The sequence below is a fragment of the Paenibacillus sp. MCAF9 genome, assembly GCF_052114265.1.
In the GTDB taxonomy this organism is placed as follows: Bacteria; Bacillota; Bacilli; order Paenibacillales; family Paenibacillaceae; genus Pristimantibacillus.
The window spans coordinates 182,579-205,260 of the sequence record NZ_JBFREL010000009.1; the positions used below are offsets into that span (position 1 = coordinate 182,579).

At 43.1% G+C, this 22,682-nt stretch carries 17 protein-coding genes; 2 read left to right on the forward strand and 15 right to left on the reverse strand.

The window, feature by feature from the left end:
- Positions 1 to 35: 35 nt before the first annotated feature.
- From AB4Z45_RS17315 to AB4Z45_RS17370, 12 genes are all read right to left on the reverse strand, one after another.
- On the reverse strand, positions 36 to 797 hold the full coding sequence (locus AB4Z45_RS17315) for a glycerophosphodiester phosphodiesterase (RefSeq protein ID WP_441881016.1): 762 nt from the start codon (positions 795 to 797) through the stop codon (positions 36 to 38).
- Positions 798 to 821: 24 nt separating this feature from the next.
- Positions 822 to 2,114 carry a CapA family protein gene (locus AB4Z45_RS17320; protein WP_441910492.1) on the reverse strand — a complete coding sequence of 431 codons (1,293 nt, stop codon included), beginning with the start codon at positions 2,112 to 2,114 and terminating at the stop codon, positions 822 to 824.
- A gap of 100 nt (positions 2,115 to 2,214) precedes the next feature.
- Positions 2,215 to 3,681, reverse strand: a complete 1,467-nt coding sequence (hemG, locus tag AB4Z45_RS17325) for a protoporphyrinogen oxidase (protein ID WP_441910493.1) — start codon at positions 3,679 to 3,681, stop codon at positions 2,215 to 2,217.
- 5 nt (positions 3,682 to 3,686) lie between these two features.
- The gene (gene hemH, locus AB4Z45_RS17330; RefSeq protein WP_441910494.1) at positions 3,687 to 4,640 is read right to left on the reverse strand and encodes a ferrochelatase; all 954 of its coding nucleotides are present in this window, start codon (positions 4,638 to 4,640) and stop codon (positions 3,687 to 3,689) included.
- Positions 4,633 to 5,703, reverse strand: a complete 1,071-nt coding sequence (gene hemE, locus AB4Z45_RS17335) for a uroporphyrinogen decarboxylase (protein WP_441910495.1) — start codon at positions 5,701 to 5,703, stop codon at positions 4,633 to 4,635. Before hemE ends, hemH begins: the two co-directional genes overlap by 8 nt.
- Before the next feature lie 220 nt (positions 5,704 to 5,923).
- Positions 5,924 to 6,523 (reverse strand): hypothetical protein, encoded by a 600-nt coding sequence (locus AB4Z45_RS17340; RefSeq protein ID WP_441910496.1) that lies wholly within the window; start codon positions 6,521 to 6,523, stop codon positions 5,924 to 5,926.
- Positions 6,516 to 8,027 carry a pilus assembly protein PilM gene (gene pilM / locus AB4Z45_RS17345; protein ID WP_441910497.1) on the reverse strand — a complete coding sequence of 504 codons (1,512 nt, stop codon included), beginning with the start codon at positions 8,025 to 8,027 and terminating at the stop codon, positions 6,516 to 6,518. Before pilM ends, AB4Z45_RS17340 begins: the two co-directional genes overlap by 8 nt.
- Positions 8,028 to 8,043: 16 nt before the next feature.
- Complete coding sequence (locus AB4Z45_RS17350) at positions 8,044 to 8,799, reverse strand: prepilin peptidase (RefSeq protein ID WP_441910498.1); 756 nt, start codon at positions 8,797 to 8,799, stop codon at positions 8,044 to 8,046.
- A gap of 103 nt (positions 8,800 to 8,902) precedes the next feature.
- Positions 8,903 to 9,418, reverse strand: coding sequence for a type II secretion system protein (locus tag AB4Z45_RS17355; protein WP_441910499.1), 516 nt, complete (start codon positions 9,416 to 9,418; stop codon positions 8,903 to 8,905).
- Between the two features lie 73 nt (positions 9,419 to 9,491).
- Positions 9,492 to 10,700, reverse strand: coding sequence for a type II secretion system F family protein (locus tag AB4Z45_RS17360; protein ID WP_441910500.1), 1,209 nt, complete (start codon positions 10,698 to 10,700; stop codon positions 9,492 to 9,494).
- Complete coding sequence (locus tag AB4Z45_RS17365; RefSeq protein WP_441910501.1) at positions 10,700 to 11,746, reverse strand: type IV pilus twitching motility protein PilT; 1,047 nt, start codon at positions 11,744 to 11,746, stop codon at positions 10,700 to 10,702. The genes AB4Z45_RS17360 and AB4Z45_RS17365 overlap by 1 nt, the downstream gene beginning before the upstream one ends.
- Before the next feature lie 15 nt (positions 11,747 to 11,761).
- On the reverse strand, positions 11,762 to 13,426 hold the full coding sequence (locus AB4Z45_RS17370) for a GspE/PulE family protein (RefSeq protein WP_441910502.1): 1,665 nt from the start codon (positions 13,424 to 13,426) through the stop codon (positions 11,762 to 11,764).
- A gap of 263 nt (positions 13,427 to 13,689) precedes the next feature.
- Between AB4Z45_RS17370 and AB4Z45_RS17375 the strand changes: the two genes are divergently transcribed.
- A complete protein-coding gene (locus AB4Z45_RS17375; RefSeq protein ID WP_441910503.1) occupies positions 13,690 to 17,898 on the forward strand; it encodes a DUF5057 domain-containing protein in 4,209 nt (1,402 codons plus the stop codon).
- Between the two features lie 114 nt (positions 17,899 to 18,012).
- Here the strand turns inward: AB4Z45_RS17375 and AB4Z45_RS17380 are convergent, their stop codons facing one another.
- The 3 genes from AB4Z45_RS17380 to AB4Z45_RS17390 are packed head-to-tail and all read right to left on the reverse strand — an operon-like array spanning position 18,013 to position 20,765.
- Positions 18,013 to 19,761, reverse strand: a complete 1,749-nt coding sequence (locus AB4Z45_RS17380) for a hypothetical protein (RefSeq protein ID WP_441910504.1) — start codon at positions 19,759 to 19,761, stop codon at positions 18,013 to 18,015.
- 10 nt (positions 19,762 to 19,771) lie between these two features.
- Positions 19,772 to 20,260: a PilW family protein gene (locus tag AB4Z45_RS17385; RefSeq protein WP_441910505.1), complete on the reverse strand. Its 489-nt coding sequence runs from the start codon at positions 20,258 to 20,260 to the stop codon at positions 19,772 to 19,774.
- Positions 20,244 to 20,765 (reverse strand): type IV pilus modification PilV family protein, encoded by a 522-nt coding sequence (locus tag AB4Z45_RS17390; RefSeq protein ID WP_441910506.1) that lies wholly within the window; start codon positions 20,763 to 20,765, stop codon positions 20,244 to 20,246. The genes AB4Z45_RS17385 and AB4Z45_RS17390 overlap by 17 nt, the downstream gene beginning before the upstream one ends.
- Before the next feature lie 189 nt (positions 20,766 to 20,954).
- On the opposite strand from AB4Z45_RS17390, the gene AB4Z45_RS17395 reads away from it, so the two are divergent.
- Positions 20,955 to 22,178, forward strand: a complete 1,224-nt coding sequence (locus AB4Z45_RS17395; protein ID WP_076266798.1) for an MFS transporter — start codon at positions 20,955 to 20,957, stop codon at positions 22,176 to 22,178.
- Positions 22,179 to 22,682 lie beyond the last annotated feature (504 nt).

Sequence of the window (22,682 nt, forward strand, 5' to 3'; positions counted from 1 at the left end):
TATCTTATTTTTTGCACTCTATTTATTATTTTTAATCATTTTTTTCTATTTACTACTTCTAATTCCATGCTTTCAGCCCGCAGCTCATGCCAGCGTTCCGGGTAATTTGTACATATTAATAATTCCGGATCAAGTGCAGCAATTTTACGGATCGCACGTTTCTCATTGATCGTCCAGGCCATAATTTGAATGCCTGCATTTTTCAGTAGCTCGACTCGTTCCTTGTTTAGCTTGGAATAGCTGATCGATAAAAAATCTGCTCCAAGCTCTTTTAGCTCCTTAGGCAGCGAATTCCGCCAGCCGTCTATAATAATACCGGTACGAATTTGGCTGCATAGGCGCTTCATTCGGTATAATGTCCCTTCATGAAAGGACGTGATGACTACTTCACTTTCTGCTTGATATGCCTGTATACATTCAAGCACCTTCTGCTCGATCAACGGATAACGGATGCCGTCTGTCTTCAGCTCGATGTTAAGCTTGCAATGTCCGACTGATTCTTTAAGCACCTGAGCAAGCGTCGGAATATGCTCGCCTTGATACTTTTGTGAAAACCAATTGCCCGCATCCAGTGCTGCAAGCTCATCAGCCGTCTTTTTTTTCACATCGCCTTTTCCATCTGTCGTTCTGCGCAGCGTGTAATCATGAATCACCATCGGTACATGATCCTTTGAAAGATGAACATCAATTTCAATCCATTCAATTAGCGGATCAGCGAGCGCCAATCGTATAGCTGCCATCGTATTTTCCGGCGCGCGGCTAGACCAGCCTCGGTGCGCTACGCACGGATTTTTCATTAAACGCTCATCCTCTCACTCGGCTCATTTTTCAGGTGTAATGCGTCCATCCTCGTTCAGCTTTACGCCAAAGGAGACCGATGTTAGCCGATCGAGTAACGCTTTTGCTTTTTCACCCTCGAGTGGGGTAGGCTGCGCATTAACTGTAAACATCGGATGAAACGTCATCTCGCAATCCCCATTTTTTGTGCATACAGCGTCAAGAACACCAGTCTCTCCCGCTGTCTCCTTGGGATATGAGCTAAAAATAAAGTTTCCTAAACTGTATGCAATCCATTTGCCTTTATACATTTCGAAGCCTTGCAGCACATGCGGGTGGCTTCCGATCACCAGATCTGCTCCCGCATCGATATATTGTTTGCCAAAATCTTTTTGATAAGGTTCGGGCTGATCGACTCGTTCCTTGCCCCAATGCACCATCACGACAACGATATCGGCTTCCTTCTTTGCTTTCGCAATCGCTTCAGTAGCACGCCGAGTATCATAGGTTTCAGCTAATCCTGCTGTATTTTTATCCGCTTTCCATGAAGAGAACGGCACGACTCTGCTGAGGCCAATATAAGCTACTTTAATGCCCCGAACCTCTTTGATCACCGGAGTGAAAGCCTCGGTATCATTATTGCCCGCCCCCATATGCGATAGGCCTGCTTCATCCAAATATTTCATCGTGTCGAGCATGCCCTCAACACCTTGGTCAAGCGCATGGTTGTTAGCTAAGCTCAAAACATCAAAGCCTGCATTGCGTATCGATGGAAGAACATCAGGCGAACCTTTAAACACATATGGCGTTCCGGTTACCGGAGTACCACGCTTCGTTACTGGAAATTCCAAATTGCCAGCCGTCAGATCCGGTTCGCTTAAGTACAGCATGGCAGGTTGATAGAGATACTCATAGCCTTCACGGGCAGTAATGGCGCTCACATAATCAGCAACGAGCAAATCCCCTACAAAGGAAAGGCTGACTCTCTCTTCCTCGCTGCCGGCTCCGTTAGGATCCGTTACAGCAGAAGTATCTTCCTCTTCATTTGGTAGATTGGACCCTGTATCATTTCCAGACAAATCGACGTCTTCTGTTAAATCCGGCTCTTTTTCTGAACCTTTATCACCTGTGTTAACCGTTTGATTTTGTCCTTTATTCCCATTACCTACGAAGCTTAACAACTCTTTGAGCTTATCTGAATTTTCAGCCGCAAGCCAGGCACCTAATATGATGATAATGATGCCTAGCAGCGACAAATTAACGAAAATGAGTCTTCGAAGCCTCTTTTTACGTTTAGACCTATCCTGCTGATGCGTTTCAGAACGTGATATGTGCATGGAAGATGGCTCCTCTTTAATAGAATCAAAGTCTATGAATAGCTAGACTCTTCCATTATAGCAATGATCCACCTTCGCGGGGAGAACTATTATTGCGAGCTTACTTTAATAGTTCCTGAGCAGCTTCCTTGCCCTGTCTTATGCAGTCCGGAAGACCTACTCCATCGAATGCTGCACCCGTAACCCAAACTCCTGGCAGCTCCTGTTCGAAGCGTTCTCGCAGCTGTTTCATATTCTCAACATGACCCACCGGATATTGCGGCATGGAGCGCGGCAACCTCGTAATTTCAACAAACAAAGGCTCTGCCTTTATGCCCATTGTTTCTTCAATATCTCGCCGTACAGCCTTAATAAGCTCAGCATCCGGAAGTCTAACACTTTCTTCATCACCCGACCGTCCGACATAGCAGCGAAGCAGCACCTTGTCTTCCGGACTCGAATGCAGCCATTTATTTGATGTCCATGTGCAAGCTGTAATTTGCAAACCTTCTGAGCGAGGCACTACAAATCCCGATCCGTCAAAATCGAGCCCAAACGTCGCTTTATCAAATGCCAGTACGACGTTCGCAACGGATACATAATTAATAGCGCGCAGCTCATTAACTTCTGTCAAAGGCGCAAGCAGCTCTGCCGCGTTATATGCAGGTGCCGTCATCACGATTTGATCCGCCCACAGCGTCTCCCCGCTATCAAGGACAACCTCATAACGAGCTCCCTCTGACGCACTCGAAACAGCTTGATCGCTGCTTAATGCTAGATCCGCACATCGTTTAATTTCCACAACCTTTGTACTGAGTCGTCGCTGCACTTTACTCAAAGCTTTATCTAGTGCGTTAACAAGCGAAGACAAACCACCCTTGAACGTCAAAAAAGTTCCACCCTTTGCGACGGCTGGAAGCGCTCCTGCAGCAGCACTCACTTTACGGTTATGCTGCATGCCGCGAATAAGGCTGCCATGCTTGCGCTCTGACGCGGCAAACTGCGGAAACGTAGCTTGCAGACTTAGCTTTTTCAGATCACCTGCATAAATACCTGCTAGCAGCGGCTCTGCGATGCGCCGCATTACTTGATTGCCTACTCGCCGTTCCAAAAAACCGCCAAGCGACTCATCGCTTTGCTCCTTGCGAACAGGCAGCACCAAATCCATCAGCGCTCGCAGCTTGCCGCCCCATGACAATAAGCCTGTTTTCACGAACGGCCCAATTTCAGTCGGAACCCCAAGCACGAGCCCCGCCGGCATCGGAAACAGCTTTCTTTGATGCAAAATATATGTTTTTTTCGCTCCTGGATTCGTTGTCGTAAGCTCGTCCGCTATGCCAAGCTCCTCCGCCAAATCAATGATGGCAAGCTTGCGCGCCAAAAAAGAATCCGGCCCTTTCTCGATGACGAACCCGTCACGCTGCAGCGTATTAATTTTTCCGCCTAAGGCAGGAGCCCCATCTACGATGGTTATCTCCAGCTCTCTGCCTTGCCGCTCCGCTTCCCGCTGCAAATAAAAAGCGGAGCTCAGTCCGCTGATCCCTCCGCCAATAATGACAATTCGATCAGGTTTTCCGATTCTCCGCATCTCATTCATTCCTTCCCTTGGCTGTCCAAAGCCTCGATGACCGATTCTGCCAATGTTTCCATATATAAAGGATCACGATTCAGCATCGCAATTCTATCCAAAGTCATATTCAGCTCTTTCGCAGCAGCTTGTGCTTCAATATCAAGATCGTACAGCACTTCCAAATGATCTGATACGAAACCAACTGGTGCAACAAGTACTGCTTTTACACCCTCTTCAGCGAGCACTGGCAATGTTTCCAAAATATCAGGGCCAAGCCAAGGATCTCTTGTTCGTCCTGCGCTTTGCCAAGTAAACTGCCAATCCTTCACGTTAGCTGCTTTCGCAACCGCTGCGGATGTTTCAAGCAGCTGCTGCTCATAAGGATCACCTAGCTCACGAATTTTTTCAGGCAAGCTATGCGCGCTAAAGAGTACCTTCACACGCTCTTCACCATCTGTAGCAGCATCCAAGCGTTCTAATCCAGCTACAACGCGATCCGTAAGCGCCTCAAGCAATTTCGGATGCATATGGTATTGCTTTATGAAAGTCATCGCGATACCTAGCTCTTTCGCCTTTTCTTCCGCACGTTTAATATAACTGCCCACACTCATCGTTGAAAAATGTGGCGCAAGTACGATACCCACCGCTTGCGTAATGCCGTCCTTCGCCATTTGCTCAACACCGTCTTCAATATACGGTTTTGCGTGCTTCAAGCCCTGGTAGCATGTGAATTTGTTAGGAGCCAGCTGTTCTAGTTTGTCCTGCAAGCCGGCAACCTGACCGTTCGTATTTTCACGCAGCGGGAAAACCCCGCCTACAATCGCTTCATAACGACCCTTAAGCTCAGCAAGCAGCTCAGGAGTTGGTGCATTGCCGCGGCGAATATGCGTGTAATACGTTTCAACATCATCCATCGATTCCGGCGTTCCGTAGGACATTACAAGTACGCCTATTTGTTTCGCTTTATGCTCAGACATGACTAGTCTCCTTATGGCTGCGTGCAGCGATTGCCTTTTTAGAATACGATTGTACGAATGCAGTTAACTGAGCCAGCTTCTCGAGTGATGCTTCAGGGAACAAACCATGACCAAGGTTGAAAATAAATCCTGGCTCCTCTATTCCGCTATCGATGATCTCTTTCGCATACGACTCAATCACGCTAATTGGCGCAGTCAGAATGGTAGGGTCTAGATTGCCTTGCACGGCAAAGCCATGATCCAGTCTCCGGCGGCCTTCTGCAATCGAAACGCGCCAGTCGAGACCGATAACATCTGATTTGACATTTAATAGTTCCGGAAGCAGTTCTCCTGAGCTTACGCCTGGGAAGTAAATTTTCGGCTGCGGCAAGTCTGACAATTCTGCAAAAATACGCTCAATCGTCGGCAAGACGAATTTCCGGAAATCCGCTGGCGTCAAAGCGCCTACCCAGCTGTCGAACAATTGAAAGGCTTTACCGCCTGCCGCGATATGCGCGCGCAAATAAGTGATGACCATGTCGCCAAGCTTACGCATCAATTCATGCCATAGCTCCGGCTCGCTGTACATCATTTCTTTCGTACGCAAATAGTTTTTGGATGGCCTTCCTTCAATTAAATAGCTGGCGATAGTGAATGGTGCACCAGCGAACGTAATTAACGGCACTTCCAGCTCACGGTCCAGTATCCGAATTGTCTCAATGACATGGCCTAGATCGCCCTCCACATCAATCGGCTTCAAGCGCTCAACATCAGCAGCCGAACGAATCGGGTTCGCAATTACGGGCCCAATATTAGCTACGATATCAAAATCAATTCCGATAGATGCTACTGGATTCATAATATCAGAATACAAAATAGCTGCATCGACACCCAGCTTACGAACCGGCATCATCGTTACTTCAGCCGCAAGCTCCGGCTGTTTGCATATTTCAAGCAAAGAATACTTCTCTTTTATTTTGCGATACTCCGGATCATATCGTCCCGCTTGTCGCATGTACCATACAGGTAATTGATCTACTTGTTCCTTCCGGCAAGCCCGTATGAAACGGTCGTTATAAGACATTCCCGTTCCCCATTTCTATGTATTTTCCTATGCTTCCATTATGCCCTTTTTCCGCAAACCTAACAACCGCCGACACTCCACTTCCTATGACAATAGTATGACAATCAGCAGCAGCTTGCATGAAGGATGTATGAATGTTCAAATAAAAAAAGCACGAAAGACTTGGAAATCAACACCAAATCGTACTCGCGCTTTTATTTATTCGTGATTAGCAGCAGCATTATTCAGCTGCTTTTGGCAAAACCGGATTATCAAGCATAAACGCATACGAAGGATCAAAAAAGGCTGTAATTGAAATTTCTGCAGAAATGGATCCGCTAATCGCCATTGAATATCGGATATTATCAACGATGACCAAACGTGGCAGCTTCTGAACCTCAACAAGCCAGCTCCGTATCTGTTCATAACTGCCTTGTATGACTAACTGCGTCTTCAACTCTTTTACACTTGGGTACATCGGTTCTTTAGTTCCAATTAAAGTGTTCAGTTGGTTCGTTTCCGATACACTAAATGAAACACTGCTCAGCTTTGTTTGTGTGCTCAGTCCGATCTCCTTCAAACTGACGATCATCTGCTCCGTATTGTCCCAAAGCGGCAAAGTCGCTTGAATCTCTTGCTCGGGCAACTTCCCTTTTTCCTTTTTGTTGCTAAGAGCTTTGGTCAGCAGCTCGGTCGTTTTTTGCAACTGAACAACCTGATCTTTTTTGTCCCCAAGCTTCTTATAAGCCGGTTGAAGCATCGTCACATAGCTAACTAGCAAAATGAGAAACATCAGCATGATCGCGAGGATGATGAGCGAATGGTTTTTGTTGTTATCCATTAGCAGCAACTCCTCCTTCTTCTGTCGTTCCCGTAGTATCTTGCGTTTCGCTTTCCAGCTGACCCTTCCATTTCATCTCGAAGCGGGCGATTTGCTGCGTTTCTGTCCCTGTAAAGCCTTGAAGCAGCGCTCCGCCTGAAAAAGGCAGCGTTCTTAAAACACTTAAATAATCAGCAACATCCTTCATATCAACAAATTTCACAATAAGTGCTATGGAGCCCGGCTTGCTGTACTCCATCGTTTGAATAGCAGCGAGTGCTGGCAAATGGTCTTGCAATTGATCAAGGACAGCGACGGCATCTTGTCGATGCTCTCGAATGCTCTTAATAACTGACTCCGGATCAACATCGAGCTGACTTTGCTTGTTTAAATTAGCGAGCTCTTGTTCTAATAAAGCATTGCTTTGCGTCAGAGCGTCAGCTGCTTTCGTTTGCTTTTGCAGACTAGAGCTAGCCCCTGCATACAAGGACACAATGACGATCAGGCATGCAAACCAAAGGACACCTGCAACGACAAGCTGAGCAGAAAATTGCTTCTTGTTAATGCTTCTCTCTGGAAGAAGATTTATAGCCTTATCCTTGTTTTCTCTAATCGCAAGTCCAAACGCCATGCGGTATTCGTCCGCTTCATTGCCCTTCATCTGAGGTGATGAGGAAGCAAAGCTTTGGCTTTCAACCAGCATGTCCGGCTGCAGCAAGCTGAACTCACTAATGAGCTGCTCTTTTCCTATGACATTGCCCGTTACAAGCGTATGCGTTATTTTCGATTGGCCCTCGTGAATACTATATTGATAAAAGTTTAATAGTCTCGAAATTTCCGCATTGATGCTAGCTATTAATTCAGGAGCAAGTCCCGTCTCTTTGATCGCTAGCTGCTCATATTCATTCATGACTCGCATAAATACGGGCTGGCTATTATGGAACATATAAATTTCAATATTCGAATCATCCAAATTAATCAGCATCGTGCTCTCTAGCTTTGTATCATTTTTCTCTTTAATAGCCCGTGCTAGAGCAGTAGAAGCTAATTCAGCATACTTTACCTTTAGACCTGCACCCTCTAATAGTGCCACGCACTGCTGAATCCATTTGAGCGGCGACACATAAACGAGCACTTCACTTCTATCATTTGCTGAAGATATGATCACATAGTCGTATACTGGTTTTTCAAAAGGCAAATGAAGGGCTGTTTCGATTTCAAGCTCGATCAGCTGCTTTAATTCCTTTGCATTTGACGATTCAATAAAAAGCTTACGAATAATCACTTGAGAAGTCGGTATCGACACAGTAACAAATGCCCCTGTTAGCTTTTCAGCTTTTACCCAGTGCTTAAGCTGATTTCGAAGCTCCTCAACCGCTGTAAATTGATCCTCTACTATTAATCCTGCTGCAAAAGGCAAAAAGCCGCTTTTTTCGATTTCCCAGCCCTTTTTCTTCTTCGCTTTCACATATCGAACACCTGTATGATCGATTGTCAAACCTATTCGGTTCAATCCCGTAATCATTAATCATCACATCCTGCTACTCAAATATCGATAAGTAAAACGAAATCCAATCCTCGCCATAAGCAAAGGCTAATAATGCACCAAACACAAGAAACGGGCCAAAAGGTATAGGCTGTTTTCTCTGAACGATACGCATCAGCAAGAGCGCCCCACCTACAAGAGTTCCTGCTAAACAAGCAATCATAAAAGCTGGAATTAAATTTTTAAATCCAATAATCCAGCCAAGCAGCATAATCAGCTTCACATCGCCCATTCCCATCCCGCCGCGAGTCACTATTACGACCAGCAGCAGAACACCCCCGCCAAGCAGAGCTCCCCACACATGAATCCAAATGGAGTCCAGCGGATAAATAAGACGAAGAATGATAAATAGCGGCGCAAAAGCAAGCAAAATCCGGTTCGGAATAAGCATATATTTCAAATCAGAAACGGTGATGATCACTCCCATACTGACGAGCAATAAACCAATTACCATTTCCCACGAAATTCCAAAAGTTAAGTATATCCATAAAAACAAAAGACCTGTCGTTAATTCTCCAAGAGGATAAACAACAGATATCGGAACACTGCATTGTCTGCATTTCGCTCTGGCAAACAGCCAGCTTAATACCGGAATAAGATCTCTAGCTTTCAAGCGGTTTCCGCAATTCGGGCAATGCGAAGGCGGATTCACAATGGATTGTTTCATTGGGACTCGAAGTCCTACTACATTAAAGAAAGAGCCAAAGATGAGGCCGAGGATGAATAGGTAGATGGAGATTAGTAGGTTCATGGTTATTGGTCGCTTTCTTATTTCTAAAAATCTTGCATCATTAAAATTATTATTGTGGAGAATAACTAATTAATCATTAGTTACTCTCCCGTAACCTCATCTACTATTTCCCACTTTTTAGTACAGTGGCACCAATATAAAGTTTATTACCGGCAGCTGTAATATTATCTGTGGCGCCTGTAAGAAGAGATCCATCTGCAATTGTTGGGGCTGCAGCAGTACCTCCTGTCGCCAACGTTACTGAGGTTAGATTACCGTCAGAATCAAATTTAACTAATCCATTAGTTATAGGTTCTTTATTACTAGGCAACATGATTTGCGGTTCAAGATATCCCATACTGATTAACCCTTTAGTTGATGCAGTAGTACCAGTTCCTACGACTTTTACAGTTTTACTTTTAAAATCACCGTTCTCTTCTGATGTAATATACAAACGAGCCGCATCATAAACCTGACGAGCAGTTGCAACATCAGCATCATCTTTTGTGTTTTTAATAATATTACCAATCAAAGGAACCGCGATTACCGCGATAACAGCCAAAATAACGATTACCGCCAAGAGCTCGATTAGCGTAAAACCTTTCTCTTCCTTTTTAAAACGTTTCAATAACATTTGCATTTGTAATTCCTCCTGAAAATAGTTTATTTATGAATAGCAACAGATAGATGAGCGGACTCATCGCATCCTGTGCTTACCCAACAGTAGAATATAAGCTAAACATCGGCAGCATGATCGCCATAACGATCAAACCAACAACGCCAGCCAGAAATACAATTAATAGCGGCTCTATTAACGACTTAAGACGGTCAACTGTGTTGTCAACGTCCATTTCATAGAAATCAGCTACTTTCGAGAGCATCTGATCAAGCGCCCCCGTTTCCTCCCCGACAGCTATCATTTGCGTAACGAGCGGCGGGAACACCCAAGATTTTTTGAGCGGATCGGATAAAGGACTACCCTGTCTTAGCGAGTCACCTGATTTGCGGATTACTTCTCCGATTACCTTATTGCCAACGACTTGCTCTACGATAGCCAGAGACTGCAATACCGGCACGGAACTCGCATACAGTGAAGAAAGTGTCCTTGTCATTTGAGCGATAGCGCCCTTCTGGAGCAGCTTGCCGAAAATCGGAATCTTCAGCTTCGCATAATCAATAAAGTAACTTCCTCGCTCCGAGCGTATCGCAAATTGATAGGCAGTGAGGATAGCCACTAGAGCCAGCAACCATATATACCACTGATTAGATATACTATCGCTTAATGACAATACGACTTTCGTGATCATCGGCAATTCTGCGTCAAATGAGGCGAACATCGTGACGAATTGCGGCACAACACCTTGAAGCAAGTAAACGACCGCCGCGAGAGACATTATGCCAACTACAATCGGATAGGTCATCGCCGATTTGATCTTTTCCTTCGTCGTATGTGCTTTTTCGAAAAATACAGCAAGACGATCCAGCGTACCCTCTAAATCTCCCGTTTCCTCGCCTGCGCGTACCATGCTGATGAACATCGGCGGGAAAATTCGTTTATGCTCCTGCGCTGCTTGCGAGAACGAAACCCCTCTTAGCAAGGACGAGTTCACATCGACTAAAGCCTTTTTCAGTGGTTTGCTCTCCGTCTGCTCAGACAAAATGGCGGTTGATTCGACGAGTGTAACACCTGCACGAATGAGCGTTGCAAATTGTCTGCAAAAAATAATGAAATGAATCCCTTTTACTGGATTCCCAATATATAGTTCGGTCGATAAGACCGTATATCGAACCTCTTGAACCGACAACACCTTTAAGCCTCGTTTGCGAAGCTCCTCTACTGCTGTAGCTTTATCCATGCTCGAGAGCTTGCCTTTGATCAGCCGTCCGGTGTTTGCCTTGACTTGATAGTTATATTGCGGCATTAGAGTCCTCCCTCCACCAAATAAGATTTGGCTACCAGTGGATCAATCATGCCCTTTTGCAGCAATTCCTTAATCGACATATCGAGAGTATGCATCCCTAACGCTCGGCTCGTCTGCATCACGCTTCTAATTTGATGAACCTTCTCTGTACGAATTAAGTTTGCTACTGCCGGAGTATTGACTAGAATTTCTGTCGCAGCAATTCTGCCTTGACCGTTTATTCTTGGAAACAAACGTTGAGATATGACTGTCACTAGAACTGCAGCAAGCTGTGCTCTAATTTGCGCCTGCTGATGACCTGGAAAAGCATCGATAATTCGATCAATCGTCTGAGGCGCATCCGTAGTATGTAATGTAGCCAGTACGAGGTGGCCTGTCTCTGCAGCCGTTACGGCAGCAGCAATCGTCTCCAAATCTCGCATTTCCCCTACCAAAATCACATCTGGATCTTGCCTGAGCGCAGCACGCAAGCCATTGGAGAAACTTCTTGTGTCACTGCCTACCTCGCGCTGATCGATAATCGATCCTTCGCTCTTATGTACGTACTCAATCGGATCTTCCAGCGTAATAATATGTTTCTTCTGCGTTCGATTGATATAACCTAAAAATGCAGCCAGCGTTGACGATTTCCCACTCCCAGTCGGGCCCGTCACAAGGATTAACCCTTGAGGTTTATTGGCAAGAGGCGCAATCATCTGTGGAAGCTGAAGCAGCTCCAGTGTAGGAATTTGCGTCGGTATTAATCTTGCCGCAATACTTACATTGCCCTGCTGCCGATAAATATTAATCCGGTAACGGGAATAGCCCGTCATGCTGTAGGAGAAATCAATCTCCCCTTGATCCTGAAAAAATTTCATTTGCTGCTCATTAAGCATCGAACCCGCCATTTCCATAGCTTCCTCTGAGTTAACAGGCTCGACTCCACTTGCTTTTAAACCGCCGTTTACCCGAAATGTTGGGGCAGAACCAACCGAGATATGAAGATCGGATGCTTTCTGCTCATGGGCTTGCCTAAGCAGATCCATTATTTTCTCTTTTGCAGACATGTTACCACCCTCCGCCTAATGTGCTACCGTCTCGCGCAGCACTTCCTGCAGCGTCGTAATCCCACGTGTTACTTTTTCCAAGCCGTCGTCCATCAATTGAATCATACCTTGCCCTGCTCCCGCTTCACGCAATTGTTGAACCGATGCCCCTTCGTTAATAAGCTCGCGCAGCTCATCATTCACAAACAATACCTCGTGAATAGCAACTCGGCCGCGGTATCCAGTATTGTTGCAGCTTCCACAGCCTTTGCCCTTTATAAGCGTCTCTATCTCAATTGAACGACTTCTCAAAAATATTCGTTCCTGGTCGGTCACAGCATGCGACTGCTTGCAGTCCGCACAAACGCGTCGGACAAGCCTTTGCGCAACAACGCCTACGAGAGAGGAAGCAATCAAATAGGGTTCAACACCCATATCTCTAAAACGGGTAATCGTACTAACCGAATCATTCGTATGTAAAGTCGACAATACCAAATGCCCCGTCAACGATGCACGGATCGCAATTTCTGCAGTCTCGCTGTCTCGAATTTCACCCACCATAACGACGTTCGGATCTTGCCGCAAAATAGAGCGCAGTCCTGCTGCAAATGTCAGCCCGATATTCGGACTCACATGCACCTGATTGATGCCTTCCAGCTGATACTCAACAGGATCTTCAATCGTAATAATATTCGTATCTTCCTGATTCAAATGCTGAAGTCCAGAATATAAAGTAGTTGTTTTACCGCTGCCTGTAGGGCCAGTAATAAGCAAAATTCCGTACGGCTTGTCGATCATTTCTTTAAATAAGGTGAAGTTATGCTCGTTAAAGCCTAGCTGGTCAATGGCCTTCACACCTGTACTTAAATCGAGAATACGCAATACAATTTTTTCACCGTGTATTGTAGGAAGTGAGGATACGCGAATATCGACATTTTTAAAATCAACCTGCATCTTGATGCGTCCGTCTTGAGGCAATCTGCGTTCGGCAATATTGAGCTTTGCCATAATTTTGAGCCTGGCTGTGATGAAGCCTTGCATTTGCTTCGGAACCGTCTTCTCCGTTCTAAGCACACCATCCACCCGATAACGAATCGATATTTGCATCTCGCCTGGGTCCACATGTATATCCGATGCCCTTAGTTGAACGGCTTGCTGAATCATCTGATTCACAAGGCGAACGACCGGCGAATCTTCATCCATCACTTCTATTTCTTGAATATCATCCGAAGAAGAAAGATCGACCAGCATCTGATTCATGGAATCTTGAAGACCGTAATGACGAGCAATAGCTCGTTGTAGTTCATCTCTGCTTGAAATGGCTGGTTCGATACGGAAACCCGTGCTCATTCGCAATTCTTCTATTGCAAAATAATCAAGCGGATCGGCCATTGCGACCATCAGCCTTCCGCCTTCTTTTTGAATCGGGATAGCTTGATATCGTCTTGCCATGCTCTCTGGAATAATCTGAGCGATTGCCGGATCTATTTGAAATTTGTATAAACTCACATGCGGGATACCAAGTTGGAACTCTAAAACCTCTATTAGTTGCTGTTCGGTAATATAACCTTGTGTAATGAGCAAGTCACCCAGCTTTTGCTTGGTCTTACTCTGTTCACGCAATGCTTCCTGCAGCTGCTCCTCAGAAATCAGCAAGCTCTCAACAAGCAAATCTCCTAGTCTTTTTTTGATTGCCGCCACAGCTTCAACCCCTATCTCTATCCCTATTCCAATGCAAATAAATAGTTTTATATAATTGGTTCTATATACCTACTTCACATTGAATCCTATCTTTAAATTAACAATATCCGCTCTCATCTATGTATTTCACTAGTTTATCTTGCAACAACTAGCGTTGTCGCTTACACTGATTATATCCTACATATGGCAAATTACAACAGTTTTCATTGCAATTTTTAGGTAATAAGACTCATTCGATTTTAGTTTACAAGGAGGAAAGGATCATGAATCTATCATTTCTGAGGAAAAGAGTTTCAATCGTTTGCATTATTACGATACTAGCTATGACTTTTACATACATCGGGGTTAGGCCTTACTTAGTTAATGCATCGGTTCCTAGTTCTACGATTACATTGAGTAATAATTCGAAGTTTGTTTCCGTGAAGAATGATACAATTAGCGTAAATACAAACCAATATTTCTTAGACGAGTTGTTTGAGCTTGAGGATCATGGCAATGATATCGTGTCTATCAAATCCAAAGGCACCAACAAATATCTTTCCTATTCCACATCATCCTCTAATCAAAATAAACTTACAGTTTTAACAAAAACGAATCCTTCAGATAGTGAAAAATTCGTGAAGCAAGCGGTTTCTGAAGGAATTGTTCGATTTAAAACGAAAAATACAATTAATTCCTCGCAAAAATACTTGGAAGTAAATTCAAACACTTTAGTTGCTAAAAACGATACAGAAAATGATTCTCAAAAATTCAATCTTTCTGTTAAAAAGCTTCGTCCTACTGTTAACGTATTGGAAATTACCGAATCAGGAACTTCAGATCTGACTGCTGCGGTCGGCACAACTAACCTAATTACGATAAAAACGTTAAGCATGAAACAATTTGTTGCATCACGAGAACAGCTAGATGGTAACTATGACGCGATATACATTGGTAAGGGTAGTTATAGTATCACTCTCCCTACTCAAAGCTCTACGTCAAGTGCCCATAATACGGCCAACAAGCAAAATGATATTACTCAATTAAAAGCAACAGAGATTATTAAAAACTTCGTTGACAAAGGACTCCCAGTTATTCTCTATAGCGATTCTACAGACAGCAGCAAAAAAGGATTGCTATACCAAGACGATCTAGGAAGTGGTAGTAACAAAAAAGAAGCTCTTTTGAAAAAGAACTTCTCCATCTACAACCAAGCAGGAAAAACTAAAAGCAACGTAATTTTTGTGAACAATAATGACATTTCTAGCCAAGCTAATTTTGTATCAAAAATCAATCTTCTCGATAAAGGGAATATCAGACCTTTACTCACCCTAACCGAGAAGCCTGACGGCTACACATCAACCTCTACAAAAAAATATTCTCCTGATGAGATCATCACATTTAAATATGCAGTCGATAACCTTGGCGATGTAGCTTCCAAAAATATTAATTTAAACTTGTATATTGGGACTGACAGCTCTCTGCCGTTTGGCGCTGAACAATTTGTTACTTCTCAAACGGTTACAGAGAAAAGCGGTACGCTTACGTATAAGCTTCCACCCGGATACTCTGGTCTTCAGTATTGGAGACTCGAGCTATCTGAATTCGGCAGTCCTTTAAAAGATATTCAAACTGGGGTATACCGCTTCCAAGATGAGAAAATCAATATTAAAGTACTTCAAGTGTTGCCGAACAAAAACACAAACGACAGCAATCTAAACAATAATTTACAATCCAAAGATTTAATAACTAATGATTATGGCATTACCATCGATACGACCTCAATAACTAATTTTAATAACAGCGGTTACAACACATTAAACGGAAAATATGACATGCTCATATTCGGATTTGTCGATGAGTACAACAACTTTGCACCAATCGGTAATAACGCAACAGCTGCTGTACAGCAGTTCATAAGTACAGGTCAGAGCGTTATGTTTACGCATGATACTATCTTTGTGAATAATAATAGCGAAAGTCAAAACTGGCTCAATAAATTCCAAACGACAACTGGACAAATTGCCCCACGTACAGACATGGGACTCGGAAATCCGCTACAAGCTACATCAACAGAAAAAGTAAATGAAGGTCTGTTAACGCAATACCCTTTTTTATTAAACGAATCCACACAGGTCGCTACGACGCACAACCAGTATTTCACTCTTGATTTAGAGGACGCTACTGTTATCCCTTGGTACAATATGATCGGTGGTGTCCGTACTTCTGGTGACAGCTGGAATCATTATTACACGTATTCCAAAGGCAATGTGACCTATTCAGGTTCAGGTCATACAAATAAAGGCTTCCCAGCGTGGGAACAAAAGTTGTTTATCAATACCATGTATAGAGCATTTATGGGATCTAATCATGCTCCTCAACTGACTGTCTTCAGTCCAATTGAGTATAATCAAGTCGACAATAACTTTATCCCCTCCTATCAGGATCTTCTGATTAACTACAAGGCTGAGGATTTCGACTTGAACGATCGAGAGCTAACAACATCAATAAATCTGATATACAACGGAAAGTCTTATCCTGTCACAACTAACGAAAAGATTCTGTCAGGATCAACCGTGAATAAGACCGTTACTAATCCTCTTCCAAACGGCGGAGATTTGAAAGTCCAAATTATCGCAAGCGATGCTAAAGGCGCTGAAGTAGTTAAATTCATAAATGTAAGGGTTGTAAAAGTCTCCTCCAACCTCGAGCTGAGTCGTACCGTTTCCAGTAATGTCGTTCAGGAGACCGTTGAAAAGGATACAGCAGCAACCTTCACTTATACACTGACACCTAGACCAATAAACAGAAACGAAGCACTTGCCGCTGATCGAATGATCGTTACATCGTTGAAATTTAAAGAAACGTTTCCTGCTAATTTAGAGATAGGAGCACTTCCGACTGATTTTAATAAGATCGGTACTTTGGCTACAGGCTACACTGTCACTGGAACAATTAAAGATATCAGATATACGCTTTCTGGAAACACATACACTGCTAATCCGTTTACTTTCAGTATTCCGGTTACACCGAAAAAAGACGGGTCTTATCCATTACTTGATGCCCAATTAGACTTTAAAGATATTGGTGAGCAGGCTTCCAAAAAGCTGCAATTCCCACATTATGTATTAAAAGCAATTACTAAAATCAAGACGGTAACTGTAAATAATAAAACGATTTTAGTAGGTGACAGACTGCCTTTGATTCCCGTATTTACGCCTGAAGATCCTACTAATAAACAACTGATCTGGACGTCTGATCATCCAACTGTTGCTTCCATCGATAGCAGTACTGGCATTATTACAGGCATCACATCAGGTACTGCACACATAACTGCGTCAACAACTGATGGCAGTAAAATTACAACAAGCGCAGTCGTTACCGTTATTAGCCCAGGGCTTAATATTACTGGCCCGGAAAATGTCGCCGTTAGTGAATCCATTATTCTGGAATCAAAACTATTTACAGCAGATTATGAGAATATCACGTCCTATAACTGGAAAGTCACATCAAACACTGGAAATATAAGCTTAAGCAACACCAGCGGCAGCTCAACGAATGTACAAGGATTATCAGCTGGCGATGCAACCATTACCCTAAAGGTGACTACTGATCAGACAGATCCTGTAACGAACAAAAAAAGAGAATATACCGCGACAAAGACAATATCGGTATACAAGAAGCTAATAAGTATCGATTTAGCTGATGCAACGCTTTTACTTAACGAAACAAAGCAAATGACACCTGTGTTTAATCCAGTCGATGCAAAAAACAAAGCGGTTACCTGGTCATCGAGCGATACCTCTATTGTAAATGTCGGAAGTGACGGTAAAATTACAGGGGTTGGTATTGGAGCAGCAACGATTACAGTTACAGCTTCGGATGGCAGTGGGATATCCAAAAATGCATTAGTAACCGTGACAATACCGAACCCAGTCATTAGTGGACCAAGTAATATTCCATTAGGTACGAGCATTGCATTATCGGCTGTCATTCCTGCTTCTGGCAATGACCCGATTAAAACAGCAGTTTGGAGTGTTACGGAAGGAAATGCGAATGGTATTTTGACTTCACAAGCACAAGACTCTGCAACACTTAAAGGCATAAAAGCTGGCAATGTAGAAGTTAAACTAACGGTGACGACGAACGCAGGGCGTATTTACGTTTCTAACAAGCTAACCATTGAAGTAAACCAGGTTAAATTGAAATTGTTAAACAGCAAAACAGTTGACCCAGGAACAGTTGTAGAATTATGGGGTGAACTTCAATCCATTCCTAGAGATGGTAAAGACAAAATTAAAAACGAGCTTTTATGGAGCAGTAGTAACAACGAGATTGTGAGCGTGAATGTTGACGGAGTGATTACTGCTCTTAAATCAGGCACAGCAACAATCACGGTAGCTTATACAAATGATCCAAAGGTTGCTGCTCAGATCACCATCATCGTTAATAATCCAACCACAACAACAACAGACGGCAAAGGAAGATACTAGTATGACAAAGCCGCCAAGCATCAAATGCTTGGCGGCTTTGTTGTTCCTTAGCTTTAGTTGGGCAATAAAGTAGCCTTCAGAGTTAGTTCTCAGAAGGCTACTTTATTTTGTATACTAATTTATTAATTCAATTCTACCGACCATCACGCTTATTCGTTGCACTCTAGGCAAACCAGTCGTGTACTGTTCTTCAAAAATATGAGGGTTGTGTTCTATAATGAATCTTGAATCGAGACTGCCTAAACTTCCTATTTGAGGAGGGAAATCTATGCCAGAAGCATCTAATTTCTCTTTAACATCCCCTAAAACGGCGTTTATCGTAAGATTCTTTTTTGCAAAAAAACCACCGTTTAACCAAAACGTCGACCCTACTCCATATAACTCTGCTTCATCTTCCGTATAAAAGAAAGCATCGAGTCTATTTTTATCGATATTCTCTCCCTCGTATTTCTTATAATAGGAGAATGAATCAAATCGATTAAGCAAGATTTTTTTCTTGGATATGAGGACAAGCTGCTTTGTATCGTTTCCCACTTTCATACCTTTTATCTCAGCATCCTGTATAATAGTTTCTTTCTTTTCTGACCCTGCTCCTAAACAAAATATCGTACTATCTACTTTAATCTTCTTGCCTGAAATCGACACATTGCCCGTTACAAGTATATTAGCAGAAATGAAAAGATCACTATTGCTATCAGTGTTATTAATCGTCAAATCACCATTCACAATAAACCATTTCCCTGATTTTTTCGCCGTTTCTCCATAGGTGAGTTTTTTAAAGAGCACGCCCTCTAAATTCAGATCTCCCTGATGAATAATAGATTCTGATAACACACTGTTAAATGTATTTATGTAATTGTCATACTTCTGCTTCTTTTTATTGTAATTATCGACTTCTACGGAATTTTCAAAATTTGGTAATGGTGGCTCATGCTCAATCGAAACTTCCTTTATTCCGTTGTTGAGCAATTCATTAATAAATGGAGTCATGTTATCATCATTAAAAGCCATTTTGAGCTTACCTCGAACAACTTCATTCACCACACCAGTCGCTTCTACTGCCTTGTCAATGAACGATTGATCAATATTAATGGATCTAAATTTACTCGCATCTTTGATATGAATTTTATCATAATTAATACCGAGTATTTTTTTGAGCTCGTTCTGATCGTTTGTTAACAGACTTTTATAGCCATTTTCCGGATTTAAGTCTGAGCCTTCATAATATTTGATAGCATTGAAGGAGGGCACATATACGTCTCCATTATCTTCATTAAGCTTGGGAAACTGCGTAGGCTGTCGTAAATTCACATTTTTGTAGTCATAAAAAGCTTGGTTGTATATTTTTAATTCATCACCTGCATAAATTTTCCCTATTGCATAGGGAGCCCCATTGATAATCACATCCTCCTCAGAACCAAATGCATAATCGAGAAATTCAGGATAAGAATCAATCTGTACAGTTTGCTGCATCGCACGCTTAACACCATTAACAATCGCTTCAGATGTTAGCTTGATTTTATAGCTCTTTGGATCATTGCCACTAACAACTTCAATTTTTGTTTTGGCGTTTGCCCCGTCAAGCTTTGTATTTGTAGTATTTGATTTCTCAAACTCATTCATATATTTTTTTAAGTCTTCAGAGCTAATATCATCTCGTCCATCATACTCGGAAATTAAATAAGACACGGCTTGATTAAGAGACTTTTCCGCTAAATGAAGGCTTTGCACATCGTTTTCGCGTGTCTCTGTTCGAGTTGCTCCGCCTAAACTAGCACCTAAAATGGCAGTCCCTAATATCGTAAATAAAAGAATCATAAATATAACAAGCAATAACGCATAGCCGCGTTCATTTCGAATCATGGCATATCTCCTAGAATCCAAATTTACTTTCTAATGCTAATTGCTGTGTTTTTCCAGCGTGGGTTTGATTAAGTACAAGCTTAATCTCAATAAGTCCTGTACTGCAGGCCCCAGGCTTCTCACAAATGAGTTTGATGGTAGATGCTGGAGCAATCGTTGATTTTATTTTGAGATCGCGGTTTCCTACCATTATTTCGCCATTATCGATCTTGATCATCTTCACTTCGACGGGATCGCTTTTGGACAGCTCAATGCCATACCCCGTTGACCCTATTAAATCTGGCGCGAAGGTATACAACTCGTTAATAACAGAGGACATAACTAAATCTCCCTCATCACGCAAGGAGTTTTCAACCTCGATTTTGTTATAAGTGCCAATTCCGAAGACGAGTACTGAATATATGATTCCTCCAAATATCGAAAGCAAAGCCATTGATGCGATGAGTTCAATTAATGAAATTCCTTCTTCATTTCGAAGCTTACTAACGTATTTTCTCATTTGTTATGTAGCCCTCCACCCTTGTTACCTCACGAGCATTGTTGCTGCCCCCAATAGGCTCTACAAGAACGTTAATCGGGATTAAATAATTCGCTGTTTTTCCTTGAAGCGAAAGATCGGTCATAATGTCTTTCTGATATTCAATCGATATTTGATATGCAACACCGTTAATCGTTGGGTGAAGAACCTCAAATAATATATCCCCATTCGAAACCAGCTTTTTCACTTCTTCAGAGCAGCTTGTCGCCCCGCATGAAATCTCCGTTTTGCCATCCACAACAAAGTATTTTTTGATCGGATCAAATTCTTGCTTCTCCATATAAAATAAAGCATTCCGTGCTAGATTCACCATAACTGTCTTATTCTGATTCCCTTTCGCATAGGTGAGTGCATTCGTGAAAAATGCTGTCATTGCTAGAGCAACGATGGATAGTATTGTAAATGCAGCTAGTACTTCAATTAGTGAAAAGCCCGATTGTCCTTCTGCTTTCTTATAAAATCTCATTTGTGATTCCTCACCCGCTTCTTCATAGCCACCATCGACATAATTAATTCCTTTTTCTTCTAATCTCAGTTTACTATAGCTAGGTATATTTTTCTATGACAAAAGAACGAGTTTCGACATTAATATGAAGATTCGATAAGTCATTCGAACCATTTTTGTTGCCTTGATCACATATGTTATAATTTTCTTATGGAACAATGGAAAAAAAATCTGATCGTGTTGTGGTTCGGACAGTTTCTCGTTATGGCTGGGATGACGATGATCATTCCGTTCCTGTCCCTCTATTTGCAATTTGATTTAGGTTTAACCGATAAGCATGAGATCGGCGTGTGGGCTGGGCTTATTTTTGCGGGCAACTTTGTGACTTCGTTTATTTTTCAACCCATATGGGGAAAGATGGCTGACAGGTACGGTCGCAAAATGATGCTTCTCCGCTCTGGTTTCGGTATGTCCATCGTTATGGTATTGATGGGATTTGCCACAACTCCATGGCACTTGCTGCTGCTTCGTATGGTGAATGGGACAATATCCGGCTTCAACCCTGCATCTATCGCATTAATTTCAGCAACAACGCCTAAAAACAAGATGGGCTTCGCGATGGGAACGATTCAATCAGGAGGCATTGCCGGAACGATACTTGGCCCATTTATTGGCGGCTTGCTCGCGGATTCTATTGGCTTTAGGCCGATCTTCTACCTGACAGGTGCCTTGCTGTTTGCAGCCTCGCTGCTTGCTCTATTTGTTGTAAAAGAACCGTTTGACCGCATGAAAGCAGCTGCTCGCGTGCAAGCCTCCGTCATCGAAGGTTTTCGGAAGTTAAGCGGCATTCCTCAGCTTACTGCGTTATTTGCCGTCACTTTTCTCATTCAATTCGCTATGATGAGCCCAATGACGCTTATTCCGCTTTATGTTCAGGAGCTTCACGGGACAACGGCCAACCTTGCTTTCTTGGCAGGCTTCGTCGGATCAGTCACCGGTCTCTCCAATCTCGTGTCCTCGCCGCTGCTCGGTAAGCTTAGTGACCGAATCGGCGCAGAACGTGTACTTGGCGTAGCGCTTGTTGGTTCGTCGCTCGCCTTTATTCCGCAAGCGATGGCAGGCACTGTATGGCAATTGCTCATTGCCCGCTTTTTTCTTGGCATCTTTCTCGGGGGGCTTATCCCAGCCGTAAACTCCCTTATTCGAAAATACACACCTGACGGCATGGAGAGCCGTTCCTACAGCTTCAACACCAGCACAATGAGTCTAGGCAACATGATTGGCCCGATCACGGGTGGTGCCCTCTCCGGTTGGATCGGCATTAAAGGTTTATTTCTTTTATCTGCGGTCATGCTCATGATTAACGCTGGATGGGTATGGCAGTCGCTGCTTCGCAAGCGGCCACAGCCAAAAGAGCCGGTCAAGGACGGCTGATCGATTACATGGAGACAGCAAAGGGTCATGAAGGAGAGTGTAAATTCCTTCATGACCCTTTTTTAGATTAATGTTGTACCCTCGTTGTACATGCACATAGGTTCTTAATGAGTTCAAACGATACGACACATGCGACATCTACCTTATAAGCACACATATGCGCTTAAAGTTTACTTCCAACACCAAATAGAAGCTGTAAGAACACATAGGTTCTTACAGCTCACAAATCAACGTTACTCCTACCCCATAAGCACACATATGCGCTTAAAGCCTACTCCGAGCACTCCCAACACGCCAGATAGAAGCTGTAAGAACACATAGGTTCTTACAACTCAAAAATCAACGTTACTCCTACCCCATAAGCACACATGTGCGCTTAAAGCCTACTCCGAGCACTCCCACCACGTCCGATAGAAGCTGTAAGAACACATAGGTTCTTACAGCTCACAAATCAACGTTACTCCTACCCCATAAGCACACATATGCGCTTAAAGCCTACTCCGA